Origin of the sequence: Mycolicibacterium sp. MU0050 (assembly GCF_963378085.1) — a bacterium.
GTDB lineage: Bacteria > Actinomycetota > Actinomycetes > Mycobacteriales > Mycobacteriaceae > Mycobacterium > Mycobacterium wendilense.
Window position 1 is genome coordinate 551,933 of the sequence record NZ_OY726395.1, and the last position, 13,339, is coordinate 565,271.

General features: G+C 68.8%; 15 protein-coding genes. 4 read left to right on the forward strand and 11 right to left on the reverse strand.

The features are described from left to right. Positions 1-38 precede the first annotated feature (38 nt). Together R2K23_RS02535 and R2K23_RS02540 are read right to left on the reverse strand one after the other, a co-directional pair. Positions 39-1,508, reverse strand: a complete 1,470-nt coding sequence (locus tag R2K23_RS02535; protein ID WP_316514001.1) for an alpha,alpha-trehalose-phosphate synthase (UDP-forming) — start codon at positions 1,506-1,508, stop codon at positions 39-41. Continuing rightward, positions 1,509-1,673 (reverse strand): hypothetical protein, encoded by a 165-nt coding sequence (locus tag R2K23_RS02540; protein WP_316514002.1) that lies wholly within the window; start codon positions 1,671-1,673, stop codon positions 1,509-1,511. A gap of 134 nt (positions 1,674-1,807) precedes the next feature. Between R2K23_RS02540 and R2K23_RS02545 the strand changes: the two genes are divergently transcribed. From R2K23_RS02545 to R2K23_RS02560, 4 genes are all read left to right on the forward strand, one after another. After that, on the forward strand, positions 1,808-2,743 hold the full coding sequence (locus R2K23_RS02545; protein WP_316514003.1) for an enoyl-CoA hydratase: 936 nt from the start codon (positions 1,808-1,810) through the stop codon (positions 2,741-2,743). Between the two features lie 63 nt (positions 2,744-2,806). Next, a complete protein-coding gene (locus R2K23_RS02550) occupies positions 2,807-3,637 on the forward strand; it encodes an SDR family oxidoreductase (protein WP_316514004.1) in 831 nt (276 codons plus the stop codon). 4 nt (positions 3,638-3,641) lie between these two features. After that, the gene (locus R2K23_RS02555; protein WP_316514005.1) at positions 3,642-4,949 is read left to right on the forward strand and encodes a spinster family MFS transporter; all 1,308 of its coding nucleotides are present in this window, start codon (positions 3,642-3,644) and stop codon (positions 4,947-4,949) included. A 42-nt stretch (positions 4,950-4,991) separates the two neighbouring features. Beyond that, positions 4,992-5,513, forward strand: coding sequence for a hypothetical protein (locus R2K23_RS02560; protein ID WP_316514006.1), 522 nt, complete (start codon positions 4,992-4,994; stop codon positions 5,511-5,513). A gap of 4 nt (positions 5,514-5,517) precedes the next feature. Here R2K23_RS02560 and R2K23_RS02565 read toward each other — a convergent pair whose 3' ends face one another. Genes R2K23_RS02565 through R2K23_RS02605 form a run of 9 tightly spaced genes read right to left on the reverse strand, consistent with a single transcriptional unit; the run spans position 5,518 to position 13,337 of the window. After that, positions 5,518-5,997, reverse strand: a complete 480-nt coding sequence (locus R2K23_RS02565) for a hypothetical protein (protein WP_316514007.1) — start codon at positions 5,995-5,997, stop codon at positions 5,518-5,520. After that, positions 5,984-6,619, reverse strand: coding sequence for a hypothetical protein (locus R2K23_RS02570; protein WP_316514009.1), 636 nt, complete (start codon positions 6,617-6,619; stop codon positions 5,984-5,986). The genes R2K23_RS02565 and R2K23_RS02570 overlap by 14 nt, the downstream gene beginning before the upstream one ends. 9 nt (positions 6,620-6,628) lie before the next feature. Then, entirely contained in the window at positions 6,629-7,255 is a 627-nt protein-coding gene (locus R2K23_RS02575; RefSeq protein ID WP_316514010.1) for a hypothetical protein, read from the reverse strand. 42 nt (positions 7,256-7,297) lie between these two features. Beyond that, a complete protein-coding gene (locus tag R2K23_RS02580; protein WP_316514011.1) occupies positions 7,298-8,254 on the reverse strand; it encodes an MlaD family protein in 957 nt (318 codons plus the stop codon). Further along, positions 8,251-9,255 carry an MlaD family protein gene (locus R2K23_RS02585; RefSeq protein ID WP_316514012.1) on the reverse strand — a complete coding sequence of 335 codons (1,005 nt, stop codon included), beginning with the start codon at positions 9,253-9,255 and terminating at the stop codon, positions 8,251-8,253. Before R2K23_RS02585 ends, R2K23_RS02580 begins: the two co-directional genes overlap by 4 nt. Beyond that, the gene (locus R2K23_RS02590; protein WP_316514013.1) at positions 9,252-10,325 is read right to left on the reverse strand and encodes an MlaD family protein; all 1,074 of its coding nucleotides are present in this window, start codon (positions 10,323-10,325) and stop codon (positions 9,252-9,254) included. The genes R2K23_RS02585 and R2K23_RS02590 overlap by 4 nt, the downstream gene beginning before the upstream one ends. Further along, on the reverse strand, positions 10,325-11,239 hold the full coding sequence (locus R2K23_RS02595; RefSeq protein WP_316517017.1) for an MlaD family protein: 915 nt from the start codon (positions 11,237-11,239) through the stop codon (positions 10,325-10,327). The genes R2K23_RS02590 and R2K23_RS02595 overlap by 1 nt, the downstream gene beginning before the upstream one ends. Positions 11,240-11,283: 44 nt before the next feature. Beyond that, positions 11,284-12,297 (reverse strand): MlaD family protein, encoded by a 1,014-nt coding sequence (locus tag R2K23_RS02600; RefSeq protein WP_316517019.1) that lies wholly within the window; start codon positions 12,295-12,297, stop codon positions 11,284-11,286. Positions 12,298-12,311: 14 nt separating this feature from the next. Next, positions 12,312-13,337: an MlaD family protein gene (locus R2K23_RS02605; RefSeq protein ID WP_316514015.1), complete on the reverse strand. Its 1,026-nt coding sequence runs from the start codon at positions 13,335-13,337 to the stop codon at positions 12,312-12,314. Positions 13,338-13,339 lie beyond the last annotated feature (2 nt).

Consider the following 13,339-nt stretch of genomic DNA (forward strand, 5'->3'; position numbering starts at 1 on the left):
CAGACCCGACGAGCGGCCACCGGGGCCCCGCTACGAGCTCAGGTATTCCCCTGGCCGCTGTCGGCGAGCGCGTCGAGGAAAGACCGCGCCCACTGATCCACGTCGTGGGTGAGAACCTGGCGCCGTAGCGAGCGCATCCGCTGCCGCCCGTCCTCGGCGGTCTGGTTGAGCGCCGCCTCGATGGCATCCTTGACACCGTCCAGGTCGTGCGGGTTCACCAGGTAGCTGCGGCGCAGTTCGGCTGCGGCGCCGGTGAATTCGGAGAGCACCAGCGCGCCGCCGAGGTCACTGCGACAGGCCACGTACTCCTTGGCGACCAGGTTCATCCCGTCGCGCAGCGGCGTCACCAACATCACGTCGGCCGCGACGAAGAAGGCGATGAGCTCGTCGCGCGGCACCGGCCGGTGCAGGTACTGGACCACCGGGTGGCCCACCTCGCCGAATTCGCCGTTGATGTGGCCGACCTGCCGCTCGATGTCGTCGCGCAGCACGCGGTAGCTTTCGACCCGCTCGCGGCTGGGGGTGGCCAGCTGCACCAGCACCGTGTCGTTGCGGTCGGCGCGCCCCTCCTCGAGCAGTTCGGTGAAGGCCTCCAGGCGGACGTCGATGCCCTTGGTGTAGTCCAGCCGGTCGACGCCGAGCAGGATCTTGCGCGGATTGCCCAATTCGGCCCGGATCTCGCGGGCCCGACGGCGAATGTCGCGGTTCTTGGCTCGCTGGTCCAGCGCCGCCGAGTCGATCGAGATGGGGAAGGCACCCACCTTCACGGTGCGGAAGCCGTGCTGAACCTCGCCGAACCGGGACCGCACGCCGATCGACGCGCGGGTGGTGTTGGCGCCGATCAGCCGACGGGCCAGCACCAGGAAGTTCTGCGCGCCGCCGGCCAGATGGAAGCCCACCAGATCGGCGCCCAGCAGGCCCTCGGTGATCTCGGTGCGCCAGGGCATCTGCATGAACAGCTCGACCGGCGGGAAGGGGATGTGCAGGAAGAAGCCGATCACCAGATCGGGGCGCAGCATCCGCAGCATCTTGGGCACCAGCTGCAGCTGGTAGTCCTGGACCCACACGGTGGCACCCGGCGCGGCGGTGCGCGCCGTGGCCTCGGCGAAGCGGCGGTTGACCACCACGTAGCGGTCCCACCACTCGCGCCGGTACTCGGGTTTGACGATCACGTCGTGATACAGCGGCCACAGTGTCGCGTTGGAAAAGCCCTCGTAGTACTGGGCGATGTCGTCGGCGCTGAGGCGGACCCGCTGCAGCAGCAGGTCTTCCTCGATGATCGGCTCGTCGATGACCTCGACGTCGTCCTCGGCCAGACCCGCCCAGCCGATCCAGGCGCCGCGGCGCTTACGCAGCAGTGGTTCCAACGCGGTCACCAACCCACCAGGGCTGCGCTTCCATGTGGTACTGCCGTCGGGGTGCCGTTCCATGTCGATCGGCAACCGGTTGGCGACCACCACGAAGTCGGAGTCCCCGGAGGGGGCGGGCTGTCCCTCCCCCGGAGTCACTTATGCCTCGGGCTTCGACGGTCCAATGCCGAGCATCGAGAGGAACACCCGGCACTCGTCGGCGTCGGTGGCGTAGGCGGCCACGACGCGTCGAGCCTGGCTGGCCGTATCGTCGGGCAACGGCTCGACATCGACGATCTCTGTGGGGTCTGTTTTCGCAGCCATGACACAACTCTAGCGACGTCGCACGTCCGCGTCCTAACCCTGAACCCTGCCGATCAGCAAATCGGCGGGCCGCGACCACCCGTTTCGAGCCGCCCGATGGTTTACGGTCTGGGTGGAAGTCGTAAAGTGCAGGCATGGCTACGCCTCAGCAGACCGACAACACCTCTCCGGCCGGCGGCACCCCGGAGTTCGTGAGCTACGAGACCCTCGATGAGGGCCGCATCGCCCGGGTCTGGCTCAACCGCCCCGCCGAGCACAACGCCCAGAACCGGACCCTGTTGGTCCAGCTCGACGAGGCGTTCAAGAAGGCCGAGGCCGACGACGAGGTCCGGGTGATCATCCTCGCGGCCCGCGGCAAGAATTTCTCGGCCGGACACGACCTGGGCTCGGAGGCGGCCCTGGCCGAACGCACCCCGGGGCCGGGCATGCATCCCAGCTTCGCCTCCAACGGCGCCACCCGGCCGGGCATGGTCGAGAAGCTCTATCTGCAGGAGTGGCACTACTACTTCGAGAACACCAGCCGCTGGCGCGACCTGCGCAAGATCACCATCGCCTCGGTGCAGGGCAACGCCATCTCCGCGGGCCTGATGCTGGTCTGGGCGTGCGACCTGATCGTCGCCGCCGACAACGCCAAGTTCAGCGACGTGGTCGCGTCCCGGCTGGGCATGCCCGGCGTGGAGTACTTCGCCCACCCGTGGGAGTTCGGCCCCCGCAAGGCCAAGGAACTGCTGCTGACCGGCGACTCGCTCGACGCCGAGGAGGCGTACCGCCTGGGCATGGTGTCCAAGGTGTTCCCGGTCGCGGACCTGGAGGACAAGACGCTGGAGTTCGCCCGGCGCATCGCGGCGCTGCCGACCATGGCCACGCTGCTGATCAAGGACTCGGTGAACGCGGCGTCGGACGCCATGGGGTTCAGCGAGGCGTTGCGGCATGCCTTCCACATCCACGAGCTCGGGCATGCGCACTGGGCGGCCCACAACGAGAACCGATTCCCGGTGGCGCAGGCCCCCGATGTCCAGGATTGGCGCACGGCCAAGCCCACCCAACCGGCCCGCAAGGACGTTCCCTGACGCTGACGGCGCGCGGCGTATAGCGTTACTAGAACCTGTTCCAATTCAGCTGAAGGGGGCGCCGTGCAGTTGTCGTTCGAGGGCCGGACCTACCTGGTCACCGGCGGTGGAAGCGGCATCGGCAAGGGAGTGGCCGCCGCGCTGGTCGCCGCCGGTGCCAACGCGATGATCATCGGCCGCAACGCCGATCGCCTCGCCGCCGCCGCCGACGACATCAAGGCGGCCGGCGGTCCCGGCGACATCGCCTTCCAGCCCGCGGACGTCACCGACGAGGACCAGGTCAGCGGAGCCGTCGCGGCGGCCACCGCCTGGCACGGCCGGCTGCACGGCGTCGTGCACAGCGCCGGCGGCAGCCACACCATCGGTCCCGTCACCCAGATCGACTCCGAGCTGTGGCGCAGCACCGTCGATCTCAACGTCAACGGCACCATGTATGTGCTCAAGCACTCGGCCCGCGAGATGGTGCGGGCCGGCGGCGGGTCGTTCGTCGGGATCTCCTCGATCGCGGCGAGCAACACCCACCGCTGGTTCGGCGCCTACGGTCCCGCGAAATCGGCGCTGGATGCCCTGCTCAAGCTCGCCGCCGACGAGTTGGGCCCCTCCTGGGTGCGCGTCAACGGGATTCGTCCGGGACTGACCCGCACCGACATGGTGGGGCCCATCATGGAGCTGCCCGCCACCCTCGAGGACTACCGCCAGTGCACGCCGCTACCTCGGGTCGGCGAGGTGGACGACATCGCCAACGTGGCGCTGTTCCTGCTCTCCGACGCCGCCGCGTACGTCACCGGACAGGTGATCAACGTCGACGGCGGGCACGGTCTGCGGCGGGGGCCGGACATCTCGGGCCTGCTCGAGCCGGCGTTCGGCGCCGACGGACTGCGCGGCGTCGTCTGAGCCGATGACGCATCCGGCGCCGCCCGACGGCCACTCGCCGCGTCGCGCCTGGGCCGCCGTGGGCCTGTTGGCCGTCGTCGGGACGCTGAACTACGCGGACCGGTTCCTGCCCGCGGTGCTGGCCGAGCCCATCAAGCAGGACCTGGACCTCTCGGACACCGAGATCGGCATCATCAACGGCTTCGGCTTCCTGGTGGTCTACGCGGTGCTGGGCATCTTCATCGCCCGGATCTCCGACCGGGGCGCTTTCGGCCTGGTGGTGTCGGCGTGCCTCACGCTGTGGGGTGCGATGACGGTGCTCGGGGGTTGGGTACAGTCCGGCTTCCAGCTGGTCCTCACCCGGGTCGGCGTCGCGGTGGGCGAGGCGGGCAGCACGCCCGCCGCCCACGCCTACGTCGCGCGGAACTTCGCTCCGCACCGGCGCGCGGCGCCGCTGGCCGTGATCACCCTGTCCATCCCGTTGGCCAGTGCGGCCAGCCTGATCGGCGGCGGGCTGCTGGCCGAATCGCTGGGCTGGCGAAGCGCCTTCATCGTGATGGGCGTGATCAGCATCCTGGTGGCCCCACTGGTGTTGGTGGTGCTGGGCCCGCGGCAGTCGCTGCCCGCCGAGCCGGCGCCCGCGGCCGTCGCCGACACCACCCGGTGGTGGGATCTGCTGAGCAAGCCGAGCTACCGCGCCATCGTGGCCGGCGCCGCGTGCGTGTCGTTCGCGGGTTACTCGTTGACGACGTTCGCGCCGGCCTTCCTGATGCGCGGCCGCGGCATGTCGCTGGGGGAGGTGGCGTGGCAATACGGCGTGGCCAGCGGCGTCACCGGAATCCTCGGTCTGCTGCTGCTGGTCGGCCGGCTCGCCGACCGGCTCTCCGGCCGCGACCCCCGGTGGCTGCTGTGGCTGGTCGCCGCGATGACGGCCGCCATGGTGCCGTTCTCGGTGGCCGCCCTGCTGGTCGACAACAGCGCCGCCACGGTGTGGTGCCTCGCGCTGGCCTACGTGATCGGCACCGCGTACATGGCGCCGTCGATCGCGGCGATCCAGCGGCTGGTCCGGCCCGAGCAGCGGGCCACCGCCTCGGCGATCTTCCTGTTCTTCAGCGCGATCATCGGGTCGGCGGGACCGCTGCTGACCGGGATGATCAGCGATGCGCTGCTGGAAAGTCTGGGCGCCATGGCGTTGGAGCGGGCCCTGTTCGTCGTGCCGGTGGTCCAGGTCCTGGCCATCGCCTGCTACCTGTGGGCCAGCCGACGGTTCACGCGGGAGATCATCGATGAGCCCTCCGTCGTGGCCGCCGAAGCCGAATCGCTGCGCCAGTAGGCTGACACAGCCGGAACAGACACGCCGCAAAGGATTCGGATCATGAGGTCCAGTAGAGAGTCGTCACGGGGTGCTCGGCGCCTCGCGGCGCTGGTCGGCGCGGTGGTGGCTGCGGTGGCGGTCGCACCGCATGCGACGGCCGAGCCCGAACCCGAGCCGTGGCCGACCCTGCGGTACTTCGATCACGCCGACGTCGCGCCGTGGACCTTCCCGGGCGTCGACGGGGTGTGGTTCCTGGCTCCCACGGGGCAGAACTGCGGAATCTGGGGCCGCGGCAGCTTCGCCTGCAGCGGCCACATCCCCGGGGCGCCGCCCGGCACGCAGGCGGTCGGCTGGGTCACCGGCGACCGGGCGATGCATTACGACTGGACGGTGCCGTTCCGGATGCCGCCGACCAGGGCGCATGCGCCGCTGCCCTCGCGCACCGTCGTCGAACACCAGGGCACCACCTGCGCGGTGACCGGCGAGGCGCAAACCTACTGTGAGCGTGGGCCGTTGAAGTTCATGCTCAGTGCCGAAGGGACCTGGCTCACCCCGCCCTGGATGGACCTGAGTCGCCGCTGACCCCTCAGCCCGCCAGCACCGCCACCACGACGGTGCGGCCGGCGTCGGTGTGGAGGACGCTGGTCCCGAACCGATTGTAGGCACAGTCCGGGATCGCCGAATGTCCCTGGAGCAGAGCGCCTTTGATGGCGTCGCCGGCGGTGCTTCCCTGACCCTGCAACTGGATCGCCCGCTCGGCGTCGCTGCCGAGGTCGTGCAGCACGAACAGCGGGTCCGTGACCGGCACGTGGTCGGCGGTGTGGCCGAGATAGTCCGCGGTGGAGCGGTTGGACAGTTCGGCGGCACGCTGCGCCAACGGATCATGCGCCAGCGCCGGGCACGGGCCCGCGGCGCGCACTGCGGCGATCCCTGCGTCGAACCGGGTGTTGTCCTCGGCCAGAGCCGGGGCGGCACAGAGTAATCCGGAACACAGCAGGACCGCCGGTACGGCGAGGGTTCGGGGACGTCGGTTCACGACGGACATCCGGGAGTCATCGGCAGACATGGGACCTGTTGATCCTGCTGCCCCAGTACTTGAAGCGCTGCACGGAGGGGCCGGTGAACCACGCCGGTTGGCGTGCCCGAATCCCGCCGCTCACGTTGGACAGGTGTTGCCACATCAGGTAGAAGCTCTCCCCTTGGTACAGCGGAAAGTAGTTGTCGCCGGCGAACGTCCGGGTCTGGGTCAGTGCCTGCGCGCGCGGGGTCAGAAAGGCCACCGACTGGTCGATGTTCGCGGTCACCGCGTCGGCGTGCGCGACGACGTCGTCGGCAGCCCAGTCGCCGTGCCGGCTGATCAGTTTGACGTTGAACCGGTCGATCTGCTGCAGCAACTCGTCGTACTGCGCGGTGAACCACTGACACATCTCGCGTTGCGCGGTGATGTCGGCGTCGGTGACATGGCGTCGCGAGTCCTCATACAGGGCGGGGAATTTGGGCTGCCAGTCCGACGGGGTCGGGACTATCACCGGCAGCCGCGGGGGCGGCGGTTCGTGCCCGACCGGGTCCGGGGCGGGGTCGCCCAGCGCGGACGGCGCCGCCGACAGCGCGGCGCAGGCGGCGACGCCCAGCCCCGCGAGCAACGCCGCCGCCCGGCGCCGCCACCTGGGTTCTGCTGCCCCTGCCACTGTGAGCTCCTATCGTCCGCCGAGAGCGGCGTCGATGCCGCCGACGTCGGTGATCTGCCAATCGTTGTCGGCGTCGAGGGTGATGCTGTAGGTCGCGGTGGACTGCAACCCTTGCGGGGACTGGGTGGTCTTGGTCAACACGCTGACGAACGCGTCCACGACGTATACGCCGCCGGTGCTGGACCGCACGATGGCCGCCACCGGCTTGGCCGTCGACTCCCACTGCAGCGGGGTCAGGATCTGCTCCATCGAATCGGCCGCCTCCCCGAGTCGGGCCGACAGCTCCGGTGAGGTGCCTGCCACCAGGCGCGCCTTCCAGGCGGCCAGGTCGCGGAAATCCATCTGGGCGGCCGACACGGCGTAATCCATCGCCACCTGCTGGGCCCGCTCGTTGTCGGCGGCCTGCCGCGCCTGGGCGTCGAGTTGGCTGCGCGCGTCGAGGTACAGCCAGGCCAGCGCCCCGACCGCCACCAGGAGCACGGCCACCAGCCCGCCGACCAGCAGCGAGCGCACGGACAGGGAGATCTGCCGGGACCCGGCGGATTCCGAAACTGCGGGTTGAGGCGTCTTCTCGGGATCTTCATCGATGGCCGCGGTCTCGGAAGCCTCGACGTCATCGGGGTTGCTGTCGGCCATCTTTCTGCCTTCCTTGCCGAATGTCTCTGGTGGTGGTGGGTCCTAGGGCGGTGGGAGCAGTGTGACGCGCAGGTCGATCGCGCCGTCTTCCGGTACCCCGCGGAGCATGTTGTCGAGCAGCCGGCCGGTGTCGAAGTTCGTCAACGCCGAGCCGATGGCCCGCACATTGGGCAGCAGCGTCTCGGCCAGCACCTTGATGTCCGGGGACCGGGTGTCCAGAAAGTACTGGATCCTGGCCAGGTAGGCCTGGAAACGCTCGAGGGCCTCGGGGGAGCCGGCGAGCACCAGGTTCATCGCCCCGCCGAAGATGCCCTGCACGTTGGGTCCGAGCTGGTTGATGCTCGGGGCGAGATTGGCCAGCGCGGGCCCGACGAAGCCGGCGTTGCGCAGCAGCGTCTGCAGGTTGATCAGCAGTTCGCGGCCGCGGCCGTCCATGCTGGTTGCCTCGGTGCGCAGCAGGGTGGCCGCGCGGGCCAGGTTGGGCAGCACCACCTGCGGGTCGCCGAGTGCGGTGTCCGCCTCGACGACGATGCGTTCGAGTTGCTCGGGGTCGGACTGTTGCAACAGGTGACCCATGCTCATCGCCAGATCGGAGATGGTGGGCGGCGTGGTGATGGCCTCGGTGGTGATGCGGTCGCTGTCGGCGAGCATCGGCCCGGTCCGTCCGCGCGGGAAGAACCCGATGTAGGTTTCGCCCAGCGCCGACAGGTTGTCGACCCGGACCACGCTGTCCACCGGAATCGGATATTCCTCGCCGACGTAGAAATGCACCGTGGTGGCCTCGACGCGGGGTTCGATGCCCGTCACCTTGCCCACCGGAACGCCGCGAAGTAGCACGTTGGAACCGACCACCAGGCCGTTGATGTTGTCGATGGCCATCGACAGATTGGCGCGCTGCTCGGGTGGCCCGAGGCGCACGCCCAGGGCGGCGACATAGCCGAGGGCGATCACCACGATGGCTGCCAACGCGGCCAGCGACACGACGTTTCGGAGCTTCACGGCGCGGCTCCCAAGATCCGCAGGACGTCGTGCACGTCGTCGGACAACTCGCGGCCGTCCGGACCCACGATGGAGGTGATGTTGATCGCCGGGTACTTGTCCTGCGGCAGGAAATAGCCCGTGAACAGTTTGCGCCAGCGCGGAAGCTCATCCTCCACCGCCCATTTGGTGCCCTGCACGGCGCCGACCGCGTCGCCGACGGTGGTGAGCATCGGAACCAGCCAGAATCCGCCGCTGTAGACGCTGCCGATCGACGGGATCATCACGCTGAGCCGGGAGGTCACCTGGGTGGCTCGATCGAATCCGAGCATGCCGGCGGGGGAGAACCAGTGCTCCATTGCTCCGCGTTTGCTGCTCAAAACCGCTGCGGTGTCGGATAATCCGGTCAGCACCAGGTCGGCGGACTCGAGGTTGGCGGCCAGGTCACCGAGGTTGGTACTGACCTGCGCGGCGAGCTGGCCCAGCTCGACGTCGCTGGTCTCGGCGACGTTGTTCAACCCGATCAAGGTGTTCTGGGCCCGCTGGATCGAGCCGCTGGCCACGAAGTTGGCCAGGCTGGCGATGGTGTCCTCGATCTGCGGCGGGGACGTCGTGCGCTCCCGCGGGACGGTCGCGCCCGGTGAAAGCGGCGGTGTCGCCGGAGCTGATTCGGGCGCGCGCTGGAGGGCGACGAAGATGTCGCCGAGGACGGTGGGCTGCTGCAGAATCGCGTGCACGTCCGACGGGATGACCACTCCGGCATCGATACGCGACGTCACGTCCACCTGAGTCTCGGCGAGGTGCACATCGGTCACCACGCCGACGGCGACGCCGTCCAGCACCACCCGGGCCCGGTCCGGCAGGTTGAGCACGCTGTCGAACTCCAGCACCACGTCGTAGCCGTCGGGGTCACCGTGGGGTTTGGGCAGCGAGTCCGGCGACAGCGCGGCGCACGACGACACCGTCGCGGCCGCGACGGCCAGCGCCGCGACGCGCCGGAGGATGCGATGTGGCCGCGTCATCGGGTCGCCTCGGTCAGCGCGTACTGCAGCAACGCCACATCCACCGCATAAGGGGTACCGGCGATGTCGGCGCAGCTGCCGGGCACCCGCGCGTTCATGATGCCGCAGAGCAGCAGCCCGTCCTGGGTCCGAATGCGGAACATCGGCGGCCGCCACTTGAGCTGCAGCCCCTGGTCGTTGAAGCGATCCGACACCGTGGTGATCCAGCCGGGGATCGGGTTGAGCAGGTCCGACAAGGCCGTGGCATGCGGACTGGCCTTGCGCAGCGGCACCGACACGGTGTCCAGCACCCGTTGGGTCTGTTCGCCGAGTTCGCGCTCCAGGTCGGCGATCATGGTGACCATCAGGGGCAGGGTCTGCGTCATCCGCATGACGCCATCGGAGGCCACCACCAGATCGCCGGTGGTGGCCTCGGCGTCCAGCAGCACCTGTTTGAGGATGCCGCGCACGGAACTCAGCTCGCCGGTCAGATGCGCCAGGTTGCGGACGATGGACCCGGTGTCGCTGATCGCGCCGTCGGGGCTGTCGAGCAGGGCCGACAGCCGGCTGAGGAACTCGCCGGCGCGGACCCCTTGGCCGAAGAGCGCCTGCTCGAGTCCGCGGACGGTGTCGGCGACGTTGGTCGACCCGTCGGGGCTGATCGCCTCGGCGAACGTGGCGATGGAACCGACCAGTTCCGAGAGGCTCTTGGGAGTTGCGGTCCGGTTCGGCGGAATACACTGCTCGGCAACCAGTTCCGGGCCGTCGCGGTAGTTACCCACCAACTCCAGGGACCGGTCGGCCAGGATCGACATCGACCGGATGACGGCCTTGACGTCGGCCGGGATTCGGCGCGGTGTGCTGATCGTGAATCGGACCCGGACGGTGTCGAAGTCGGGTTCCACGGCGGTCACCGTGCCGATGGGGTAGCCCATCTGCGTCACCGGGTTGCCCGGGTACAGGCCGATGCCGTCGGCCAGCACCGCGCAGTATCCGCCGGCGGTGTCCGAGCGCGTACCGCACGATGTCAGCGCTGCGGCGGCGACGATCACCATGGCGGCGGCCAGGATTCGACCGAGGGCGGATGTCATCAGCACGCCTTCCCCGGCACCGGGATGCACAGGTCGGTGGCCAGCAGGTCGGGGCGCGCGTTCTGCGCGTCCAGGACCCGGTCCAGCTTGTCGCGGACCCGGCGCAGGCCGCGCACCACCAGTCCGCTGCGATCGGCCCAGGTCTGCACGATCTCCTGCCAATTGCGGACCTTCTCGATGAACTTGTCCCGATGCTCGGCGTAGAACTGGCCGATGGGGTTCAGCGCGTCGAGCACATCGCCCATCCCCTTCAACGCCTGGCCGAACCCGTCGGAATACAGCACGAGGGTCTGCTCGATGATCGAGACCTTGCGGATCAGGTCCTTGAGTTCGTCGGTGTAGTTGCTCAACGAGTGGATGTACTCGTCGGACAGGTTCAGGATGGTGGAAAGTTGGCCGCGCTGCTGATCGATGGCCGCGGTAAGGCCGTTGCCGGCCTCCATGATGGCCGCCAGCGTTTCGATGTTGCCGTCGCCGGCCAGGCCGCGCTGGACGTGGTCGAGCGCGTCGCGCACCGTGCCGGCGGCGACGTTGTCGGTGATGCGGGTGGCATCGGTGACGGTGCGGACCAGGTTGTAGGGCATGCTGACCCGTTCCGACGGGATCGGGTTGTCGCCCAACGGTTCGTCGCCCAGCGAGATGATGGCGGTGTAGTACCCGCCGACGACGGTGCGCATCCGGACCTGGATCTGAGAGTGGTTTCCCACGAAGATGTCGTCGTCCACCGTGGCGCGCACCCGGACCCGCTCGGGCTCGATGGCCAGATCCTTGATCTTGCCCACGTTGACCCCGGCCACCCGGACGCTGTCACCGGGACGGACCGCGGCGGCGTCGTCGGTGTAGAACACCACGGTGTTCCGGCCCGGCGGGCTGACGTACAGGACGGCGGCGCTCACCGCGACCGCCGCGACCATGACCAGGGCGCCGATCCCGAGCAGCAGCGGAACGTCCCATCGCCTCAAGGGTTGCACAGCACCACCCGCTGACCGCCCAGCAGCACGTCCATGGTGGCCGGCAGCTGGGCGGGCCCGCGCGAGCACGGCACGATGTCGCCGGTCTGCGACGGCGGCCCGATGTTCTCCCACACCACCGGGACCATCTTGAATCCGTCGATGGCGTCGTTGAAATTGGTCAACGCACGGTCCAGCGCGTCGCTGACGTTCTCGCCGCGCCGGAACCCCACGTTGTCGAGCAGGCGTGCCACCGCGCTGGTGAACTGAGGCCCGTAGAGATCTGACTTGCGGAACTCGTCGAGGACGTCCAGCGCCGCGTCGACCGGTCGATTGGCCCACTCCAGTAGTTGGATCATCTCTTTGGAACGTCCGCCCAGCGCATCGGAGAGCGCACTGAGGTTGAGCAACAGGGTGGAGATCACCGACTGGCGGTCCGTGACGAACTCGGTCAGCTGGCGGATGCTGCTGAGCATGGGACCCACCCCCTGGCCGTCGCCGGCCAAGAACGCGGTGACGTTGCCGGTGAAGGTGTTGATCTGCTCGGGGCTCAACGTCGCCAGGACCGGTTGCAGCCCGTTGAACAGGGTGGTGATGTCGAGGGACGGCCGGGTCATGGAGGTCGGAATGGTGGTCACGATCTCCGGCTGGGGTTCCTCGGATGCCACCTCGACGGGGTCGATGACGTCCAGGTAGCGCAGTCCGGTCAGGGCCTGGAACTTGATGGCCAACCGGGAGGCGGGGACCACCGCGAATCGGCTTTCGATGCTGAAGCTCACCTGGGCCAGACTCTGCCCGGCCCGCCGGATCACGGTGATGTTGTCGACGCTGCCGACCCGCACTCCGCGCACCCGGACGTCGGTGTCGGGTTGGATCCCGGAGGCGTCGGTGAATTCTGCTGCATACGTGCGGGTTTCACCGGCAACCGGTTGCCGCAGGACGTTGATGATGACGACGCCCAGCGAGATGGCGAGCACGGCGCTGAGCGCCAGTCGCCACAGCGCTGCGACCGGCGTGATGATCCGGGGTCGGTCGGTCATGGTGTGGCTCCCATGGCTTGCAACGGTCCGGCCACGCCGGGCAGACTGTCGAGGATGATGTTGACCTGCAGGGCGCGCTGATCGCCGGAGCCCTCGTACATCCGCTCGAAGCGGCCGCGCAGCTCCACCAGCGTCGCGCCGATGTTGTCGGCCTGAGCTATGCCGGGCACCGGCCGGGTCAGGGTTTGGACCACCTCGGTGGCGGGGAGCATGTTGCGTACGTTGGACGACAGCAGTTTGCCCACCGAGCCGAAGAGCCCGGTGGCGGCGAGCTGGAGGGTGGCCAGGAATCGGTCCTGGAAGAACTGTTCGTCCACGTCCAGGCCGGCGTTGGCGAGCCGATCGGCCAGGTTGGTCATCGCATCGACGAACGGCGGTGCGGCCACGCCGATCCCGGCCATGTTGCGGATCATCTGCTCGGCGCTGACCGTTTGCACCTCGGTGACGGTGCTGGTGACCAGGAGCAGGGTTTCCAGCATCGGGTTCAGTCCGTCGACGTAGCGGGTGGCCCGGTCGATCACGGACACGAGCTCGGGGGTGACGACGCCGTTGGTAAACTCGCCGACCCGGGACAGCAGGGCCTGCATGGTGTAGTTGCCCTGCGGGACGAGCTCGAGATGGGCTCCGTCGCGAAGCGGTTTTCCGCCGGACGGCCCCGGAATCAGATTGACGCCGGTGATCCCGAAGTAGTTGGCGGGTCGGAAGTCGATGGCCAGGGTGGCGGTCAAACCCTGCGTGGGAGTTGGCTGTAACCGCAACTGCACGCGGGTGCCGCCGTCGGCCCGGCTGGCCACCGAGGCCACCTCGCCCACCCGCGCGCCGTGCAGGATGACCGGGGTGCCGCTGTCGACACCGGCGCCCACATAGGGGGTGTCGACCGTCAACGAGGCGCGGGAATCGCTGCGGCGGTCCGATGGATCGATCACGATCAGCGCGACGGTCAGGGTCACGACGGCGACGATCACCAGGCCCGTCCGGCGCAGGGTCCGGGCTTCGCGTTCGGGTGAGGTTCGAAACAGCATGC